This window comes from Salmonella enterica subsp. arizonae (assembly GCF_008692845.1).
GTDB lineage: Bacteria > Pseudomonadota > Gammaproteobacteria > Enterobacterales > Enterobacteriaceae > Salmonella > Salmonella arizonae.
This window is the reverse complement of record NZ_VXJW01000012.1, coordinates 21,655-39,610: the sequence shown is the minus strand read 5'-3', so window position 1 is coordinate 39,610 and position 17,956 is coordinate 21,655. Positions and strand designations below refer to the sequence as shown.

The window sequence follows — 17,956 nt, the reverse complement described above, 5'->3', positions numbered from 1 at the left end:
AAACCATCGGCCTGAGCAGAACGGGATATTGCGCTGAACCAGGCAGCATCTTTTTATTAGTAATCAGTCCGTGACGAAGAGCGCATCATAGACGAAGCTTTTCAACTGCGCAATTTTCATACAATCAACGAGACTGATTAAAACGAAACAGCGGTAACAGGTAATGCCGGGACTGCGCAATGATAGCCTGCAACGTTTCAGATTCCAGCTGACGCCAAAGACGCTGATACCAGATATCCTCGCCTTCGCCGCTCACCATCATGTTGCCTTCATAAACCTGCAGAAACTTTGTTCTGGCCTTCTGTAAGGTGTCATCATCGTCTAAAATGACATCATTTTCAGCGTCATAACAGGCTTTTATCCATGCGCCGCCGCTTTCCGGCAGTACCAGTAGCGGAGAAGACATGCCTTCCCGGTAGCCTTCAATCAGTTGCGCCAGGTAAGCTATTGCCTGCGCTTTATCAAGAGGCGGAAATCGCCACTCTCCCTCTTTGCGCAAAAACAGACGGCTTTCGCCACTACCGCCGCTGGCACAATAGACAAGGTGTTCCAGCCAAAGTTGCACGCCTTGCGCAACGCTGATTAAAGAGGGTCGCCAGCGCAATAATCCATCCTCCTGTACCTGCGGTAGCCAGCCGGTTAGCTGAACACCATTGCAAAGCAGATCAACTTCCAGGCTTTGGCTCGGTTTACGGCAGGCGATGACCCGGCTTGCCAGTTGCTGCATCTCCTGGCGTTGCGCATCCCAGCATATTTCGCCAAAAGCGCCGTAGGGCAGCTCTCCCGCAGCACGGAAACGGCGGAACAAGCGTTCAGCGTCTTCTTCTTCAACCAACGTGTTGAGCAACTGCTGGTTTAGTTGATATCGCGTCAATCCCTCTAATTCAAATGGTTCCGCATCAGGAATCTCGTTCTCTTGCGAGCGAAAATTAACCTGAAGTCGCATCTGGAAAAATGCGCGTACCGGATGGGCCCAAAAACGCTGCAGACTTTCCAGAGTCAGTGTGTCCGGCATCGTAAAAGGAAGCGGCTGCACAAAGTCAGAATGCGCTTTTCCCGACTGACTCGCTGCGGGCAACCACTCTCTGGCATAACTTTGCTGTTCGCCGGGCAGGTAATTTTGCGCATCAAAAGGCATACGGGTATGCAAACGCGTAATATGCCTTTTAACGCGTGCTTCACTCTCATCGCAGGTCAGCGTTTCGTCACCCGGTAAATAGTGGCTTTGCCCGATGTAATCCACCAACTCCTGCACCAGCACAGAGGGAAAGCGTTCGCTATTATCTTGGATGGAGCGACCGATGTAACTGATATAAAGCGTCTGCTGCGCCGACATTAACGCTTCCAGAAATAGATAGCGGTCATCGTCGCGACGACTACGATCCCCGCGTATCGGTTTTTGGCTCATCAGGTCGAAGCCCAACGGCGCAAGCTGGCGCGGATAAACGCCGTCGTTCATTCCCAGCAGGCAAACGACTCTGAACGGAATGGAACGCATCGGCATAAGCGTACAAATATTGATGGGGCCCGCCAGGAAACGCTGGCTAATACGTTCCTGATCCAGACGCTGCGCCAGCTCATCCCGCAGTAGCGAAACCGGTACCGAGTCGCCATATTCCGCCGCGACACCTTCGGCGATAATTGCCTGCCACTGCTGTTCAATCAACGTCATTGCCGCTTCCGTGTCCGCATCGGGCAGGAAGAAATCATTAAGCATATCGCGACAAACGGGCAGCCACTCTTCCAGCGGCCGTTCCTGCGCCAACCCACGCCGCCAGATATTAAGCTGCATCAACAGCGAAGCCAGATGACCGACCAGTTCAGCAATCAAGCCGCTGGATTCGTCATAAGGCAGGACAGACTGCCACTCGCCCTGGGCGCTTTCCATGGCATACCCCAGCAACATACGCGTCAGGCCAAATTGCCAGGTATGCTGCCCAGTAGCAGGCAGTTCCAGCTCGCGTACGTTGTCATCGTCGATACCCCAACGAATGCCTGACTCATTGACCCACAAGCGCAAATAACGCAGCCCTTCTTCGTTGATCGTAAAGCGGGCAGCCACTACCGGCACGTCTAACAACGCTAAAACATCTTCGGAGACAAAGCGGCTGTCCGGCAATGAAAGTAGACTGATAAACGCCTGTAATACCGGATGCGACTGACGCGCCCGCCGGTCGGAAATGGCATATGGCAGATAGCGCTCCGTCGGCGCGCTACCAAATACCGCCTGGATAAACGGGCTATAGCTGTCAATATCAGCCACCATAACGATAATGTCGCGCGGCGTTAGCGTCGGATCGGCTTCCAGTATCGCCAGCAGACGATCGTGCAGTATTTCCACCTCGCGCTGCGGGCTGTGACAAACGTGGAAGGAGATGCTATTATCTTCAGGATCAAGCAGACGCTTATTATCGCTGCGCGAATACTCCTCAAGATTTACGCCCGCCACCGCATGGCTTTCCAGTTCAAGAATATCCGCCTGAATCCGATGCAAAAGATTATCTGGCGTAATATCAACGAATGCATCCAGCTCCTGGCTGTTTTCCAGCTCAGATAGCAGGTAGATATAATCCCGACCCATTTTTCCCCATGAGGCAAGCAGCGGATTACCGATATCCTGCTCGCCGTCGCTGTTAAATAAGGCTTCCGGATTCTGATTTTCGCGGAACAAAGGTAAATGGCGATCTTCAAAACTGTGACGGCGCTGGCGAGCCATGAGTTTTGCCAGCCAGGCTGAGTCTTTAATATCCCCCCAATAATACCGACACGGATTAGTAAAAAGGAGATGGATTTCAATGTGTCTCCCTAGCGCCTGCAATGCCTTGAGATACACTGGCGGTAACGCGGAAATGCCGCAAATAAAAACGCGGGATGGCAACCCCGGCGGGCAGGTGGTCGCGCGCTCCAGCGTCTGAATAAAGCGTTGATATAGATTGGCGCGATGCCAGCGCGGCTGCCCCAGCGCGGCGGTATATTCCACCAATGCTTTCCACAGCGGCGCCTGCCAGTTTTGCGCTTCCCCCAGACCTTCCACGATTTTTCCCGCCTCCCACTGCGTAAGCCAGTCAGGCCGGTAAACCAGATACTGATCGAACAGGTCGGCGGCGCGAGCGGAAAGCTGAAAGAGTTTGCGTTTATCGGTGTCGTCGGTCAGATAATGGCGCAACAGTACAAACTCATCCTTGTCCAGCAACTGCGGCAGTAAGGTCATCAGTTTCCAGCTCATGCTTTGTTTGCTGAAAGCGCTTTCTTTGGGTATTTCCGGCAACACGCGGACAAACATTTCCCAGATAAAACTCGCCGGTAGCGGAAAAGCAATATTGGCTGCAATACCAAACTTTTGTGAAAGGGTCATCTGCAGCCACTGCGCCATACCCGTACTTTGCACCAGAATCATTTCTGGCTCAAAGGGATCGTCCAGCCGATCGCGTTCGACGATGAACTCCATCAACGCTTCCAGCACATCCAGACGATTGGAGTGGTAGACCCTTAACATAAATACTCCTGACGATTAACGATTTGGACAATGCAAGCGCGTCATCTGCCCTTGCCTGCCAGAGGGTGAAACCATCGTGACGCTGATGCTGACACATCCCGATTGCGTTGTCTGCATCCGGTTGGCCTTCCAGTCATTGGCTGGCGAAAATGGATATAGCGCCGTTTGCTGCCAGGCCTGCCGCCAGATCTGGAGATACTGATGTCGTAGTGCAAAACTGTGCATTAATACCCGCTGATAGCCTGACAGCGCGGTTACGATTATTACCATTAGGACCATCGCCACTAAAACTTCAGGGAGGCTAAACCCGCGTTGTACATTCAGGGGATGCGACATAACGCCTCCTCTTTTAACGGACAAAAATCACTCCAGCCGTGGGAAGAAAAGACAATTGTTCCCTGAATTACGTTGCCCAAACGCCATAACGTCATGCCGTCATATTGCGCCGCCATCACTACCTCGTCCCCTGGCAATCCCCGCAAACAAACTCGCGCTCCCGAAGAGAAATAGCGCCGACATTCCATTTCGGCTAAACCTGACCATAGCTGCCCTCGTCCCCATTCCAGCGCCGACTGTACGAGCGCCTGGCGTTGTATCGCCTGACTCTGCGTCGCCACGCGGGAGGCGTAGCTGGCCTGCTGCTGATTTACGCCTTGCAGTAGCAGGCTGCCCAGAATTAGTATTAAAAGCGTCAGTATTAGCGAATAGGCGCCACGTTCCCGATTCACAGATTAAATCCCGTTACGCTGTATTGCGCGTCAATAACGGTCTGAGGCTCGGCTTTGCTGGCGCCGCGCAGATGCAGCATGAGCATTGGCGAGAATCCAGCCATATCACGACGCTCAACGGTAAACGCTGTTATGAGTACCGTATTGGGATCGGTCATTTTTTCCCATCCCTTCCCCTGGCAAGATGTTGCTCCGCGTAATGTTTCCAGAACGTTATCCTTCATACGGAATCCGGTCTGGTCGGCCTCTTTCGCAGGTATGGTATCCCAGACGCCGTTATTATTCTCGTCCCACTGAACGATGACGCATTGCCCCTGTTCGGCAATATGCAGCCCTTCACCGATACAGTGACCATGACAGTAACCTGCGCGTTGAAGATGCTTCGCTACGGTATAGGTTCGCTGCCAGACTTCATCTTCCAGCGATAACTGTCGCGTGTTGTGCCAGATCTCACGCTGTAGCGCCGGTAAAAATCGTGCGGATCCAAGCAGTAAAACGGAACCTATCGCCATCGTCAGCACGACCTCCAGTAGCGAGAAACCTCGCATAGTTATTAACACGAGCCAGCCTCGTTACGCTCGCATAGCCTGATCCGTCCCCAGGAGGAGACCACCAGACGCCACTCTCCGGCGGCGTTTTTCAGTACGATGTGCCCTGCCCATGCCGTATTGCGCAAACCAAAAAAGGCTAACGACGGCGTAATATCGGCGAGGATGACATCACGCCAGCTTGGCGTAAATACAAAGGGGGAAGATGACGTACACGATGTTTGCGCAGCGCCTGAGCTAACAAAGCACCATAAACCTCCTTCACTGACAACGCGAATAATGTGATTGCGGTTATGCCAGTGAGCATCCTCACGAAGTTGCAGCAGGTAATCTCGCACCTGACATGCGGTTTGCCACAGGCGCTGTTGCTGCTGCCAGCGTTGCCAGCCATAAAGCCCTGTGGCGCTGAGAATGATAATGAGCGACATCACGACCACCGTTTCAATGAGCGTATAACCCTGTTGTTTTTTCATGTCGGCAGTATGGCGGGCGGGAAAAAAATAACGAGCGCTAAATACGGATTGTTCGGCGCGTTACGAAAAAAAGTTAATGTCTTGCAGCGCGTTGCAAAATTTCAGGAACCCTCGCCGAAGATTGAGGCAAAGGGTAAAAAAACCGACGCGCAATGGCGTCGGTTATGGCAGGATCATCAACGCTTAGATAGCGACCGGCGCTTTGATGCCAGGATGCGGATCGTAACCTTCAATTTCAAAATCATCGAACCGGTAGTCAAAAAGCGAATCGGGTTTACGCTTAATGACCAGCTTCGGCAGCGCGCGCGGTTCGCGGCTTAATTGCAGGTGCGTCTGTTCCATATGGTTGCTGTACAGGTGCGTGTCGCCGCCGGTCCAGATAAAATCGCCGGCTTCCAGATCGCACTGTTGCGCCATCATATGCACCAGTAACGCATAGCTGGCAATGTTGAACGGCAGGCCGAGGAACACATCGCAGGAGCGCTGATAAAGCTGACAGGAGAGTTTTCTATCTGCGACATAAAACTGGAAAAAGGCGTGACACGGCGCCAGCGCCATCTTATCCAACTCGCCGACGTTCCACGCAGAAACGATAATACGGCGGGAGTCCGGATCATTTTTAAGCTGGCTTAAGACCGTGGTGATCTGATCGATATGATGACCATCCGGCGTTGGCCAGGCGCGCCACTGTTTGCCATAAACCGGGCCTAAATCACCGTTCTCATCGGCCCATTCGTCCCAGATTGTGACATTATTTTCGTGCAGGTAAGCAATGTTGGTATCGCCCTGCAAAAACCAGAGCAGTTCGTGAATAATTGAGCGTAAATGGCAGCGTTTCGTCGTCACCAGAGGAAAGCCTTCCTGCAAGTTAAAACGCATCTGATGGCCAAAAATGGAAAGCGTGCCGGTGCCAGTACGGTCGTTTTTCTGTGTGCCTTCATCCAGCACTTTTTTCATCAGTTCTAAATACTGTTTCATGGTTCCTCAGGAAACGTGTTGCTGCGGGCGGCGGCGATATGCCCAAACCATCATGATCGCGCCTGCGATAATCATCGGGATAGAAAGAATCTGCCCCATGCTGATGTACTGTACCCATGCGCCGGTAAATTGCGCGTCCGGCTGGCGGAAGAATTCAACAATGATACGAAACGCACCATAGCCAATCAGAAATAACCCGGAGACAGCGCCCATCGGACGCGGCTTGCGAATAAAGAGATTGAGGATGATAAACAGCACCACGCCTTCCAGTACCAGTTCATACAGTTGGGAAGGATGACGCGGCAATACGCCGTAGGTGTCAAAAATAGGCTGCCATTGCGGATGTGACGGCAGCAGCGCAATATCTTCCGCGCGCGAGCCAGGAAAGAGCATGGCAAACGGGAAGTTAGGATCGACGCGCCCCCACAATTCACCATTGATAAAGTTGCCCAGACGCCCAGCGCCCAGGCCGAACGGGATTAACGGCGCAATAAAATCAGACACCTGGAAGAACGACCGCTTCGTACGTTTGGCAAAGATAATCATTACCAGTATCACGCCGATAAGCCCGCCGTGAAAGGACATACCGCCGTCCCAGACGCGGAATAAATAGAGCGGGTTATCCAGAAACAGGGGGAGATTGTAAAACAGGACATAGCCAATACGCCCCCCCAGGAAAACCCCCAGAAAACCTGCATAGAGCAAATTTTCAACTTCGTTTTTGGTCCAACCGCTTCCCGGACGATTAGCGCGACGCACCGCCAGCCACATCGCGAAAACGAACCCCACCAGATACATCAAGCCATACCAGTGAAGCGCGACGGGCCCAATCGAGAAAATGACCGGATCAAAGTCCGGAAAATGCAGATAGCTACTGGTCATCTGTCACCACAATTTCTTGTTATTTCGCTGAAGAGATAGCGATTGATAAGCGCGCCTGCGTATTGCAGACGCTCCAAAGGTGCGAATAATAGCACAAGGGTTAAAAGCGAGATGCCGATTACCGTTAAAAGATATGTATACGCATTGTCTTTCATGTTGCCGCCGTGTTATTCGCGACGTGAAGTCGTAGACACTATCTTTTCCCGTTCCGGTCGTTACAACCCTCCGCGAATCAATCCCCCCATCCCGCGGCGTTCCATAAAGGCCGCCACCTGATGACGCACCTCGGTAGCCATCTGCGCCTCAAGGCTGCGTCGGGCAAGGGTTTGCGCGTCAGCAAAATCGATATGCCGCAGCAGATATTTCATGCGCGCTACCGAGCGGCCATTCATTGAAAGATGGCGATATCCCAGACCAATAAGAATCGCCACGCACATCGGATCGCCCGCCATCTCGCCGCACAGGCGAAGATCGATGCCGTTTTTTTCGGCCTCCTGTGCAATCATATACAATGCGCGCAGCATAGCGGGATGCAGGCTGTCATAAATACTGGCCACGCGGGTATTGTTGCGATCCACCGCCAGGATATATTGCGTTAAGTCATTGGTGCCGACGGAAATAAAGTCGATCCGGTTAGCCAGATGCGGCAACATAAACACCATTGACGGCACTTCCAGCATAATGCCAATGCGCGGTTTCGGGATCGCATAGCCGATCATCTCTTCTACCTCGCGCCCGGCGCGTTCGATCAGGCGCCGCGCTTCATCGACTTCATCAATACTGGTGACCATCGGCAACAAAACGCTGAGATTACCAGTCGCCGCGTTGGCGCGCAGCATCGCGCGAACCTGGATCAAAAAGATCTCAGGCTGATCCAGCGTAATGCGAATCCCGCGCCAGCCCAGACAAGGGTTTTCCTCGCTGATAGGCATATAAGGCAGTTGCTTATCCGCTCCTACATCCAGGGTTCGCAGCGTCACCGGTTTATCGTTAAACATTTGCAGCATCCCTTGATACTGCGCCACCTGCTCTTCTTCCGAGGGAAACCCGCTTTGCAACATGAAGGGAATTTCAGTACGGTACAGGCCGATACCGTCGATCCGACTGCCTAACTTTTCCTCATGCTCTGGGCTTAACCCGGCATTCAGCATTACTTTGACGCGTTCGCCACTTTTCAGTTGGGCGGGAAGATTGACGTCATCCTCCGCCAGTCGGCTGAGTTCGATCTCTTCACTAATGAGACGCTGATATTCCTGAATAAGCACGGGTTCAGGATCGACCAGTAATTCACCGCGATAGCCATCCACCACCAGAGTACGGCGGTGTAATACCGAAGGTTGGATATCGGCGCCCATGACGGTGGGAATACCGAGCGCGCGCACCATAATCGCCGCATGGGAATTTGCCGCGCCGTCGCGTACCACAACGCCAGCCAACCTGTCCTGCGGCAACTCCGCCAGCGTGGTTGCCGACAGCTCATCCGCGACCAGAATAAAACGTTCCGGCCAGGCATTTGGTCCCTGGACCGAATCATCAAGATGGAATAACAGCCGCTGACCCAGAGCGCGTAAGTCTCCCGCCCGCTCTTTAAGGTAGTTATCAGTTAGCGCCGCAAATTGTTCGGCAAATTTTTCGATGATTTTTTTAACGGCCCACTCCGCAACGGCGCCGTTATCGACCTCGGCGAAAAGTTCGCGACGCAATCTGGCGTCTGAAAGCAGGTGTGAATAAAGGTCAAAGATGGCCGCCGTCTCTTTTTGCGCGCCAGCGGCAAAGCGTTTGCTGTACCGTCGGAATTCGTTCGCCGCCTCTTCCAGTGCGCCGGTCAATCGCTCGCGTTCAAGAGAGGTATCCAGCGTAGACGCTTCGTAAACCTGTTCCATCAGCGGCATGGTCGCGTCTTGCCAGCCCGGCGCGATAGCCACGCCCGGCGCCGCGGGCAACGCGCGGATTCGCGTCTGTCGGTATTGCCCGAACAGCGCCGTGACCTGCGACTGTGACAAGATAGCCGCCATCTGCGTGGCGAGCGTGACGAGGAAAGACTCTTCGCTTTCATCGTACTGGCGCAATTCGCGCTGCTGCACGACCAGAACGCCCAGAAGCTGGCGACGCTGAATGATCGGCACGCCAAGAAACGCGCGAAAACGCTCCTCTTTTACCGATGGAATGTATTTAAAGCTGGGATGTTTTTGGGCATCGGCAAGGTTAATGGGTTCCGCCAGCCTGCCAACCAGACCGACGATCCCCTCATCAAACGCCAGCGCAACGGTTCGGCCACGCGGTTTTTTCAACCCCCGAGTAGCCATCAGGTAATAACAGCGTCGGTCATGATCGGCCAGGTAAACCGAGCAAACCTCCGTATCCATCGCAAGACAGATATCCGTGACCAGAATATTCAGCGCCTCGTTCAGACGCGGCGCGCTGGCCACTTTTTCGACTATTTCGCGCAGGCGAGTGAGCATAATTTGCGTGGCTTAACCTCTTTTACGTCGATAAGCAGGCGCGCTTTGTAGCTTAGGCGTATTATCCTGAAGCGCCATTACAACACTTGCAAACTCTTTCATTACCCTGCGGTAGACATCGCGTTTAAATGACACCACTTGTCGGACCGGATACCAGTAACTTACCCAGCGCCAGCCGTCAAACTCCGGCGTGCTGCTGGTTTGCATATTGATTTCGGCGTCGGCGCTCATTAACTGCAAAAGAAACCATTTTTGTTTCTGGCCGATACATACCGGCTTTGTGTCCCAACGCACCAAACGTTTTGGTAACTTGTAACGCAACCAGTTGCGAGTTGAAGCAAGGATTCGAACATCTTTACGGCTTAACCCTACTTCTTCAAACAATTCCCGGTACATCGCCTGTTCCGCCGACTCCCCTGGATTTATCCCGCCCTGCGGGAACTGCCAGGAGTGCTGACCAAATCGCCGGGCCCACATCACCTGCCCCTGACGATTACAAATTACGATACCTACATTTGGGCGGTAGCCATCGTCATCAATCACCGGACTACCTCAACATAAACCTTATATATGAATGATTGTTTCATACTCCAGTGAGGCGGTAAACCACTCTGTAATAGTGACACAGTCTAATAACAATTGAATAACTCACAGTAAATAGCCGAGTTATAAACAGATGATGGCGCCCTTGCGCCATTTTATTCACCTTTTCTGTGGATATAGTTGTGAAGAAGTACGGAATTACTACGGGAAAACCCAGAACAGTCTGAATTCCTTGTTCTCATAACAGTAAAAATAGTGCCTTATATTCATTGTGTTATAGACGGATCTCACATATCGTCTTATTAAAGCGTGACCAGTATCACATTTAAGATCCTTATGCTGATGAAAGATCAACCATCGTCGGTTTTATCCACAGATTGTGCCAATAACTTACCCACTATTTGTCTGAATTTTCGATTTTCGTCGCACGTCAAGGCTGTAAATGGAACCAGTAGTGATGGTTTTACACAGTTATCCCAACTTTCTGTGGATAACATAGTGTAAGATCCTGTTTATTGTCAGTGACCAGAATTGGAAAACCAGCTTCAGCGTTGCGCAACACGAAGAAACACCTCAAAAAAAGCAATAAAAATCAGTATATTGAATATAGCACACAGAAAAAGATAAACTCTGTCCACACGGTATAAAATCACTGCTCATTTTTTAATCAATGGTAATTATTATGTCCGCTCTTTTTCCGCTACTGACTCCGCCTGCTTCGGAGGCACTGCTGTTAGCCCAGGCGCGGCAGCTTTCCGGCTATACGTTAGGCGAACTGGCGGCGATGGCCGGCATGACCACGCCTAAAGATTTAAAGCGAGACAAAGGCTGGATCGGCGTCCTGCTGGAGATCTGGCTCGGCGCCAGCGCCGGGAGCAAACCTGAGCAGGATTTCGCCGCCTTAGGCGTAGAACTGAAAACGATCCCTGTAGATAGTCTGGGCCGCCCTCTGGAAACAACCTTTGTTTGCGTAGCGCCATTAACCGGGAACAGCGGCGTGACCTGGGAGACAAGCCACGTAAGGCATAAATTGAAGCGAGTACTTTGGGTCCCGGTCGAAGGCGAGCGCAGCATACCGTTAGCCGAACGCCGCGTAGGTTCGCCGCTACTCTGGAGCCCAAATGAAGAAGAAGACAGGCAACTACGCCTCGACTGGGAAGAACTGATGGACATGATAGTGCTGGGACAGGTAGAACGCATTAACGCCCGCCATGGTGAAGTCTTGCAACTGCGGCCCAAAGCCGCCAATGCCAGGGCGCTTACCGAGGCTATCGGCGCGCGAGGAGAGCCTATTTTGACGCTACCGCGTGGATTTTATCTGAAAAAAAATTTTACGCAGGCGCTGCTGGCTCGCCATTTTTTATTGCAGAGTCCATAACGCCCGATGCCCGATAAGCGTCTCCGCTATTTTACACCGTTCGCGGTTGCGCAAATTCAGCCTGGGCTTTCGCCCGCCACTCGACGAGCCTATAATTACCGCTTCTTTTTTTGGCAGGACTTTGTTCGATGTTATTTGCATGGATAACCGATCCTAATGCCTGGCTGGCGCTCGGTACGCTGACGCTGCTGGAAATTGTACTTGGGATCGACAACATTATTTTTCTTTCTCTGGTGGTAGCAAAACTTCCTACGGCACAACGGAACCACGCAAGGCGGCTTGGGCTGGCGGCTGCGATGATAATGCGTCTGGCACTGCTGGCGTCAATCGCCTGGGTCACTCGTCTTACGAATCCGCTGTTTGAGCTTTTCGGCGAAGCGATTTCCGCCCGCGATCTCATCCTTTTACTGGGCGGGTTATTTTTAATCTGGAAAGCCAGCAAGGAGATTCATGAGTCCATCGAAGGCGAAGAAGAAGGGTTAAAAACCCGTGTTTCTTCTTTCCTGGGTGCGATCGTGCAGATTATGCTGCTGGATATTATTTTTAGTCTTGATTCAGTTATCACCGCAGTTGGCCTCTCCGACCATCTGTTTATTATGATGGCGGCGGTCGTCATTGCCGTGGGCGTCATGATGTTTGCGGCACGGCCCATCGGCGAGTTTGTCGATCGTCACCCGTCGGTAAAAATGCTGGCGCTCTCCTTTCTGATTCTGGTTGGCTTTACCCTGATTCTGGAAAGTTTCGACGTCCACGTTCCGAAAGGGTATATCTATTTCGCCATGTTCTTCTCTATCGCGGTCGAGAGCCTGAATCTGTTGCGCAGTAAAAAGAATCCGCTGTAACTCTGTCTCGCTCCCCAGCCGGGGAGCGAATACTCACTTTATTTCCCTTCTTCTCACAGATTAAGATTTTGCTGCTTCCAACATGCAGAGCTGCGCATTATTACTAGTCTATTATCAGACATATGATTAACAGACTATTATCAGATGCAGGCTACGTGAGGACAAACGGATGAAAAAATGGGCAGTTGTAATTTCCGCAGTAGGGTTGGCTTTTGCGGTATCCGGATGCAGCAGCGATTATGTGATGGCTACAAAAGATGGTCGTATGATCTTGACCGATGGAAAACCGCAAGTTGACGACGATACCGGTCTGGTCAGCTATACCGATTCACAGGGAAACGAGATGCAAATCAACCGTGACGAAGTGTCTCAAATCATCGAACGTTGAGCGCTAGCCTACGAACGGGGTCAACGTTCTGCAGACCTTCAGGCTGCGTCCCGTAACGGTGCGTGGCGAACCACGCCCGACAACAATTACGCCGCGCAGTCTGCAATTTTACTTTCCCTTTTCCCTTCCCTCTGCCATTTTTATTGTCCTTTGTCAGGAATTTCTGACTTCATAATAAAAAGGAAACGGCTATGCACTATCACCGTATACCCCACAGCTCGCTCGAAGTAAGTACGCTAGGGTTGGGCACAATGACATTTGGTGAACAAAACAGCGAAGCCGACGCTCACGCACAGCTCGACTATGCCATCGCAAATGGCATTAACCTTATCGACGCCGCCGAGATGTATCCGGTACCGCCGCGCCCGGAAACACAAGGGCTGACGGAATCCTATATCGGTAACTGGCTCGCCAAACGCGGCAACCGTGAAAAACTGATCATCGCCAGCAAAGTTAGCGGACCGGCACGTAATAATGATCAAGGCATCCGGCCTCATCAGGCGCTGGATCGTAAAAATATTCGCGAAGCGCTACACGACAGTTTGACCCGGTTGCAGACCGACTATCTGGATTTGTATCAGGTGCACTGGCCGCAGCGACCCACTAACTGCTTCGGTAAACTCGGCTATAACTGGACGGACTCCACGCCAGTAGTAAGTCTGCTGGAGACGTTAGACGCGCTAAGTGAGTTTCAGCGAGCGGGTAAGATTCGTTATATTGGCGTTTCAAATGAGACAGCGTTTGGCGTTATGCGCTATCTGCATCTGGCGGAAAAACATGACCTGCCGCGTATTGTCACGATCCAGAACCCCTATAGCCTGTTAAACCGCAGCTACGAGGTCGGACTGGCGGAAGTCAGCCAGTATGAAGGTGTTGAATTGCTCGCCTATTCCTGTCTGGCGTTTGGCACATTAACCGGTAAATACCTGAACGGGGCCAAACCCGCAGGCGCGCGGAATACCTTGTTCAGCCGCTTCACACGTTACAGCGGCGAACAGGCGCAAAAAGCCGTTGCCGCCTACGTCGATATCGCGAAGCGTCACAATCTTGATCCGGCGCAGATGGCGCTGGCCTTTGTTCGCCGCCAGCCGTTTGTCGCCAGTACGTTACTGGGCGCAACCACGATGGCGCAGCTCAGGACGAATGTGGAAAGTCTGCATCTGACGTTAAGCGAAGAGGTTCTGGCGGAGATTGAGGCGGCGCATCAGGTTTATACCTATCCGGCGCCGTGATGGTCAGTGCCCGGTGGCGCTACGCTTCCGGGCTTACAGATACCATGTAAGCCGGATAACGCGCACTCGCCGCCCGGCGTATTCACTCAGTATGATGCCTGCCGGCGCTGCCAGATCCACAGCGCCGCGATCGCCAGCGCGAACAGCACGCCAAAGCCGATACCTATCGCCACTGCCGGAACGCCAACCAGCACCGCCAGCGAATACAGCCCCAGCATTAATAGCATGGCGCTATTCTCGCCCAGATTTTGTACGGCAATGGCATTCCCGGCGCCAACGCTCTTCTTACCGCGCTCCTGTAGCAAGGCGTTGAGCGGCACCACAAAAAAGCCGCCCAGAATACCTATCAACAGCAATAAGGCATAAGCAGGCAGCAATGCGTGCTGTAATGAGAACATCGCAACCACAACGCCAATCAAAATCCCGGCGGGCATACAGCGCGATACGGTCTCCAGCGTCACCAGTTTTGCCGCCGCACCCGCGCCGACCACAATACCTACCGCCACCATGGCGTTCAGGTAAGTCGGCGTGGCGTTATCCGTAATGCCCAGCGCCACCGGCACCCACAGCACCACCAGAAAACGCAGCGTCACGCCTGCGCCCCAGAATAACCCGGTACCCACCAGCGAAAAACGCGTTTCACCGTTACGCCAGAGGACAACGCAAGCGCAAAAGAAACTACGAATCATCGCCGCCAATTGCCAGGATTGCCCTGGACGCGCCGCTACAAGCTTCGGGATAAACAGATTCGCCACTACTGCGCCAGCGTAGGCCAACGTACAGGCGACCAGTGCGGCAATAACATGCCAGTCAGCCAATACGCCGCCAGCGACAGAACCGAGCAAAATCGCCGCAATAGTAGAGGCTTCCATCAGGCCATTGGCTTTAACCAGTTTATTGCCAGTCGTCAGTTCGCCCAGAATGCCGTATTTCGCCGGAGAATAAGCCGCCGCACCAATTCCTACCAACGTATAACCGACAAAAGGATTCACCCCAAGACAGATACTTGCCGCTCCCGCCAGTTTAAGGCCATTGGCGAACATCATCACTCGGCCTTTGGCAAAGCTGTCCGCTATCTGACCGACAAAGGGCGCAAAAAGAATGTAAGCGCCCACAAACACCATTTGCAGGACAGGCTGGCTCCAGTCCGGATAAAACTGGGCTTTCAACAGCGCCAGCGTCGCAAACAGCAGCGCATTATCGCCAAAAGCCGAGAGAAACTGCGCGACAATAACCGACAGCATCCCTTTCGAGCAGATAGAGGTATTCGTGTGTACTGACTCACTCATGTTGTTGTTCCGGCGCATCCACCCAGCTTTTCAACGTCACAAAATCGGGTTTCCCGCTGCCAAGTAAGGGAAGCTGTTTCAGATAACGGATATCGCGCGGGACGGCAAATTCCGGAATACCGTGCTCACGGGCATAGTGCTGTAACTTTTCTCGGGTGAGTTCGCTGTCAGTCGTAAACAGCACCAGCGCTTCACCTTTACTGGCATCGCTTTTAATGGCTGTAGCGTGCATTTTGTCCGCCGAGACGCCAAGCGCCAGTTGCTCGACCATCTCCAGCGAAACCATTTCGCCAGCAATTTTCGCAAAGCGTTTCGCGCGCCCCTGTATCTGTACAAAACCGCTCTCATCGAAGCGTACAATATCGCCCGTATCGTACCAGCCGCGCTCGGTTTCGCCCCTGGCGTTTTCCGCCGACGGAATCTCCAGCATCCCCGGTTTTTCCACGCGCAGGTAGCCATTCATGATATTTGGCCCTTTAAGCTGTAACCGACCGCCGTTTTCAATACCGGGCACTGCCAGCAGACGCGCGTCCATCCCTGGCAGAATACGCCCAACAGTACCAGGCTTAGCCGCCATCGGTACGTTAATCGATACCACTGGCGCGCATTCCGTTACCCCGTAGCCCTCAAGAATGCGCAGGCCGAATTTATCCTGCCACAGTTGTTTAGTGCTCTCCTGAAGTTTTTCCGCACCGGCCACCACATAACGCAAACGATAAAAATCATACGGATTGGCAAAGCGCGCATAATTGCCGAGAAAGGTCGATGTGCCAAACAACACGGTACAGTTACGGTCATAGACTAGTTCAGGCACAATGCGGTAGTGCAGCGGACTTGGATAAAGAAACACTTCTGCGCCGGTTAACAACGGCGTAAACAGACCAACCGTCAAACCGAACGAGTGAAAGAGCGGCAGCGCCGACATAAAACGGTCATTGGCGGTGAAATCCGCGATAGTTTTTATCTGCTCGACGTTCGCCAGAATGCTTTTATGGCTATGTACCACCCCTTTCGGGTGTCCTTCCGAGCCGGAGGTAAACAGAATAATCGCCGCGTCTTCCGGCTGTTGTTTTACCTGCGCCAGGCGTGGCGCCAGGAGGTGAGTGAAAATCCACAGTTTGTCGGCGGTAGTGACATCCGCTTTTAAATCTTCCAGGTAAACCCAGCGAACCTGCGTCAACTGTTCCGGCAGATGCCACAACTTACCTTTGTCGAGGAACTGGCGGGAGGTAAAAATGGTTTTAATTTCCGCCGCGGTAATCGCGCTGGTCAGCCCTTTTACCCCCGCCGTGTAGTTCATCATGGCCGGAATGCGGCGACGGGAAACCGCGCCGAAAATGACCGCCGCGCTGATGGCGGCATTCGGCAGCATTAAACCGATTTTCTCGCCCTCTGCGCTGTACTTTTCCAGAATACGGCCAACAAAAAGCGTCCTGGTCAGTAAGTTACGATATGTAACCGGCGTAAAGTTAATGTCTTCAATACAGTTTTTACCGCTGCCGTAACGATATTGCGCCGCCAGCAGCGATTCGTATAACGTTTCGCGCGGGCGCGCCGCCATACGCGCTTCCATCATGATCTGATGCAGCATCTCACCCGCTATCTTACGCCTGTCGCGCGCGCGCGGCGCTTCCGGCATCGGTATTTGCGTCGGCGGTAAAATATGAAGCTGAATGCGGGGGAATAAACGCCGTTTGACCAAACCTTTCAGACGACTGAAAGGCGTAAGCTCCGCGCCATCAATACGGAGCGGAACGACGGTTGCGCCGGATTTCGCCGCCACAAAGCCTGCGCCATCATAGATTTTCATTAGCGAGCCGGTCACGGAAATCCGCCCTTCCGGGAAAATCACTACTGGCCGCCCCTGCTCCACCAGACGGACCAGGTGTTTAATAGTCATGGGCTTGGTCGGATCGAGCGGAACAAAATCGATCAACGGCGTTAACCAGCGCATATACCATTGCTGGCTGATGGTAGTATATACCGCAAAGACAGGCCGTACCGGCAAAAACAGCGCCAGCAGCATACCATCGATAAATGAAACGTGATTGGGGGTAATTAAGACCCGGTTCCCCTGTAGCGCCCGGACATCGCCGGTGACGCGCACGCGATAGAGCACGCGAAACAGGTTACGAAAAAATCCAAACAGCATTTCAACTCCCTTTGGCCACAATTCGCTAAAACATGAATTGTGGCAGATTACACGAGATGCGTAACAGGAGCGATAGCAAAATAGGGGCGAAAAAAAACCTGCGCATCCGCGCAGGTTGGTGCAAGAGACAGGTACGAAGAGCGTACCGAATAATCTCACCAATCAATACCTCTGGGATCTTGATTGTGGTCTTCGCTCGCCTGCATCGCCAGTCCGAAAACGCAAAGGAATAAATGGAAATGCAACGAGTTGTGTAAATTATCCGTTACTGTTACAGATTCAGACGAAACAAAAAAAACCTGCGCATTTCTACGCAGGTTGGTGTAATTCGTGTGATCAACGACTACGTTGATTCCACCTATCAATACCTCTGGGATCACCACTCTATCAACCTGACCCATTGGCCTGCCAGCAGACAATCGCAACAGCGCTTCGCAAACTGTAACGAAAGGTTTGTATTGTCACTTTACGGACGCATTTCGCCCGTACAAGTCACATTTGCCCGGTACTGCCGGGTAAGAGGCTTGAACAGACGTTCATTTTCCGTAAAACTGGCGTAATGTAA

At 52.6% G+C, this 17,956-nt stretch carries 16 protein-coding genes; 4 read left to right on the top strand and 12 right to left on the bottom strand.

The window, feature by feature from the left end; all coding sequences use genetic code 11:
* Window positions 1-124 precede the first annotated feature (124 nt).
* From recC to rppH, 9 genes are all read right to left on the bottom strand, one after another.
* Entirely contained in the window at window positions 125-3,496 is a 3,372-nt protein-coding gene (gene recC / locus F4V61_RS18475) for an exodeoxyribonuclease V subunit gamma (RefSeq protein WP_080161219.1), read from the bottom strand.
* Between the two features lie 15 nt (window positions 3,497-3,511).
* Complete coding sequence (locus F4V61_RS18470) at window positions 3,512-3,832, bottom strand: prepilin-type N-terminal cleavage/methylation domain-containing protein (protein ID WP_079782089.1); 321 nt, start codon at window positions 3,830-3,832, stop codon at window positions 3,512-3,514.
* On the bottom strand, window positions 3,817-4,224 hold the full coding sequence (locus F4V61_RS18465; RefSeq protein ID WP_080161220.1) for a DUF2509 family protein: 408 nt from the start codon (window positions 4,222-4,224) through the stop codon (window positions 3,817-3,819). The genes F4V61_RS18470 and F4V61_RS18465 overlap by 16 nt, the downstream gene beginning before the upstream one ends.
* Entirely contained in the window at window positions 4,221-4,784 is a 564-nt protein-coding gene (locus tag F4V61_RS18460; RefSeq protein ID WP_024132137.1) for a prepilin peptidase-dependent protein, read from the bottom strand. The genes F4V61_RS18465 and F4V61_RS18460 overlap by 4 nt, the downstream gene beginning before the upstream one ends.
* Window positions 4,778-5,245, bottom strand: coding sequence for a prepilin peptidase-dependent protein (locus F4V61_RS18455; protein WP_080152934.1), 468 nt, complete (start codon window positions 5,243-5,245; stop codon window positions 4,778-4,780). The genes F4V61_RS18460 and F4V61_RS18455 overlap by 7 nt, the downstream gene beginning before the upstream one ends.
* A 183-nt stretch (window positions 5,246-5,428) precedes the next feature.
* Window positions 5,429-6,223, bottom strand: coding sequence for a thymidylate synthase (gene thyA / locus F4V61_RS18450; RefSeq protein WP_000816224.1), 795 nt, complete (start codon window positions 6,221-6,223; stop codon window positions 5,429-5,431).
* Window positions 6,224-6,229: 6 nt separating this feature from the next.
* Window positions 6,230-7,105 carry a prolipoprotein diacylglyceryl transferase gene (lgt, locus tag F4V61_RS18445; protein WP_000204648.1) on the bottom strand — a complete coding sequence of 292 codons (876 nt, stop codon included), beginning with the start codon at window positions 7,103-7,105 and terminating at the stop codon, window positions 6,230-6,232.
* A gap of 215 nt (window positions 7,106-7,320) precedes the next feature.
* Entirely contained in the window at window positions 7,321-9,567 is a 2,247-nt protein-coding gene (gene ptsP, locus F4V61_RS18440; protein ID WP_000957876.1) for a phosphoenolpyruvate--protein phosphotransferase, read from the bottom strand.
* A 12-nt stretch (window positions 9,568-9,579) separates the two neighbouring features.
* Window positions 9,580-10,110, bottom strand: coding sequence for an RNA pyrophosphohydrolase (rppH, locus tag F4V61_RS18435; RefSeq protein WP_000564482.1), 531 nt, complete (start codon window positions 10,108-10,110; stop codon window positions 9,580-9,582).
* 682 nt (window positions 10,111-10,792) lie between these two features.
* Here rppH and mutH point away from each other — a divergent pair.
* The 4 genes from mutH to F4V61_RS18415 all read left to right on the top strand — a co-directional run bounded on the left by mutH (window position 10,793) and on the right by F4V61_RS18415 (window position 13,950).
* Window positions 10,793-11,488 carry a DNA mismatch repair endonuclease MutH gene (gene mutH / locus F4V61_RS18430; protein WP_080161221.1) on the top strand — a complete coding sequence of 232 codons (696 nt, stop codon included), beginning with the start codon at window positions 10,793-10,795 and terminating at the stop codon, window positions 11,486-11,488.
* 128 nt (window positions 11,489-11,616) lie between these two features.
* A complete protein-coding gene (locus tag F4V61_RS18425; RefSeq protein ID WP_000895633.1) occupies window positions 11,617-12,330 on the top strand; it encodes a TerC family protein in 714 nt (237 codons plus the stop codon).
* Window positions 12,331-12,499: 169 nt separating this feature from the next.
* Window positions 12,500-12,718 carry a YgdI/YgdR family lipoprotein gene (locus F4V61_RS18420; protein WP_000758663.1) on the top strand — a complete coding sequence of 73 codons (219 nt, stop codon included), beginning with the start codon at window positions 12,500-12,502 and terminating at the stop codon, window positions 12,716-12,718.
* Between the two features lie 191 nt (window positions 12,719-12,909).
* Window positions 12,910-13,950, top strand: a complete 1,041-nt coding sequence (locus F4V61_RS18415) for an NADP(H)-dependent aldo-keto reductase (RefSeq protein WP_079829212.1) — start codon at window positions 12,910-12,912, stop codon at window positions 13,948-13,950.
* Window positions 13,951-14,036: 86 nt separating this feature from the next.
* Here the strand turns inward: F4V61_RS18415 and lplT are convergent, their stop codons facing one another.
* The 3 genes from lplT to F4V61_RS22100 form a co-directional block, all read right to left on the bottom strand.
* Complete coding sequence (gene lplT / locus F4V61_RS18410) at window positions 14,037-15,239, bottom strand: lysophospholipid transporter LplT (protein WP_079829211.1); 1,203 nt, start codon at window positions 15,237-15,239, stop codon at window positions 14,037-14,039.
* Window positions 15,232-17,391: a bifunctional acyl-ACP--phospholipid O-acyltransferase/long-chain-fatty-acid--ACP ligase gene (aas, locus tag F4V61_RS18405; RefSeq protein WP_038397697.1), complete on the bottom strand. Its 2,160-nt coding sequence runs from the start codon at window positions 17,389-17,391 to the stop codon at window positions 15,232-15,234. The genes lplT and aas overlap by 8 nt, the downstream gene beginning before the upstream one ends.
* A gap of 155 nt (window positions 17,392-17,546) precedes the next feature.
* Window positions 17,547-17,792, bottom strand: a complete 246-nt coding sequence (locus F4V61_RS22100; RefSeq protein WP_058345960.1) for a hypothetical protein — start codon at window positions 17,790-17,792, stop codon at window positions 17,547-17,549.
* Window positions 17,793-17,956 lie beyond the last annotated feature (164 nt).

What these genes read in the sequence shown, in the direction of transcription:
- recC (WP_080161219.1), bottom strand. Translation starts at nt 3,496, where the DNA reads ATGTTAAGGGTCTACCACTCCAATCGTCTGGATGTGCTGGAAGCGTTG.
- F4V61_RS18470 (WP_079782089.1), bottom strand. Translation starts at nt 3,832, where the DNA reads ATGTCGCATCCCCTGAATGTACAACGCGGGTTTAGCCTCCCTGAAGTT.
- F4V61_RS18455 (WP_080152934.1), bottom strand. Translation starts at nt 5,245, where the DNA reads ATGAAAAAACAACAGGGTTATACGCTCATTGAAACGGTGGTCGTGATG.
- thyA (WP_000816224.1), bottom strand. Translation starts at nt 6,223, where the DNA reads ATGAAACAGTATTTAGAACTGATGAAAAAAGTGCTGGATGAAGGCACA.
- lgt (WP_000204648.1), bottom strand. Translation starts at nt 7,105, where the DNA reads ATGACCAGTAGCTATCTGCATTTTCCGGACTTTGATCCGGTCATTTTC.
- ptsP (WP_000957876.1), bottom strand. Translation starts at nt 9,567, where the DNA reads ATGCTCACTCGCCTGCGCGAAATAGTCGAAAAAGTGGCCAGCGCGCCG.
- mutH (WP_080161221.1), top strand. Translation starts at nt 10,793, where the DNA reads ATGTCCGCTCTTTTTCCGCTACTGACTCCGCCTGCTTCGGAGGCACTG.
- F4V61_RS18425 (WP_000895633.1), top strand. Translation starts at nt 11,617, where the DNA reads ATGTTATTTGCATGGATAACCGATCCTAATGCCTGGCTGGCGCTCGGT.
- F4V61_RS18420 (WP_000758663.1), top strand. Translation starts at nt 12,500, where the DNA reads ATGAAAAAATGGGCAGTTGTAATTTCCGCAGTAGGGTTGGCTTTTGCG.
- F4V61_RS18415 (WP_079829212.1), top strand. Translation starts at nt 12,910, where the DNA reads ATGCACTATCACCGTATACCCCACAGCTCGCTCGAAGTAAGTACGCTA.
- lplT (WP_079829211.1), bottom strand. Translation starts at nt 15,239, where the DNA reads ATGAGTGAGTCAGTACACACGAATACCTCTATCTGCTCGAAAGGGATG.
- aas (WP_038397697.1), bottom strand. Translation starts at nt 17,391, where the DNA reads ATGCTGTTTGGATTTTTTCGTAACCTGTTTCGCGTGCTCTATCGCGTG.
- F4V61_RS22100 (WP_058345960.1), bottom strand. Translation starts at nt 17,792, where the DNA reads ATGGGTCAGGTTGATAGAGTGGTGATCCCAGAGGTATTGATAGGTGGA.